Raw genomic sequence first — 711 nt, forward strand, 5'->3', positions numbered from 1 at the left:
ATTTATTTCCTCAGTCGGCCGCGCCGGTTTGGCAAGTCGTTGCTCGTCTCCACATTGAAGTATTACTTCATGGGCGAGAAGGAACTGTTTAAGGGACTTGCCATCGACGCGTTGGAGAACGAGTGGAAGCAATATCCCGTGTTTCATCTCTCTTTTGGTAATCACAATTTCTCCAACGCGCGGGAGCTGCCGGAGACGCTCGACACCTTTGTGACACGACACGAAAATATTTACGGCAAGGACGAAACCGCCACTACGTTGGGCGACCGGTTTGCCGCGGTGCTGCATGCCGCCCACCTGCGGACGGGCTTGCGCTGCGTGGTGCTCATCGACGAATACGACAAGCCGCTCTTGGACGTCATCGACGTGAAGGATACGATTAGGGAGAATAATGTAGATAAGACGTTGGAGGAGTACAACCGGAATATTCTGAAAGGCTTCTACGGCGTATTCAAGGAAGCCGACCCCGACCTTCAGTTCGTGCTGCTCACGGGAGTGACGAAGTTCTCTCAGGTCAGCGTGTTCAGCGGATTCAACCAGCCCAACGACATCAGCATGGCGCCGAAATACGACGCGCTCTGCGGTATCACCACCGAAGAGCTGCACACCGTCTTCGCCGATAGTATCAGAGAACTGGCCGAGAGTCTGGCAACGACGGAAGAGGACATGAAACACCAGCTGCGACTGCAGTACGACGGCTATCACTTCAGC

General features: G+C 54.4%; 1 protein-coding gene. It reads left to right on the forward strand.

From position 1 onward, the window contains the following. Positions 1–711 (forward strand): AAA family ATPase (locus JHU38_RS12275; protein WP_207859422.1); only part of this gene is annotated, 711 nt, incomplete at both ends.

It is taken from the genome of Prevotella illustrans (assembly GCF_017426725.1).
GTDB classification, from domain to species: domain Bacteria; phylum Bacteroidota; class Bacteroidia; order Bacteroidales; family Bacteroidaceae; genus Prevotella; species Prevotella illustrans.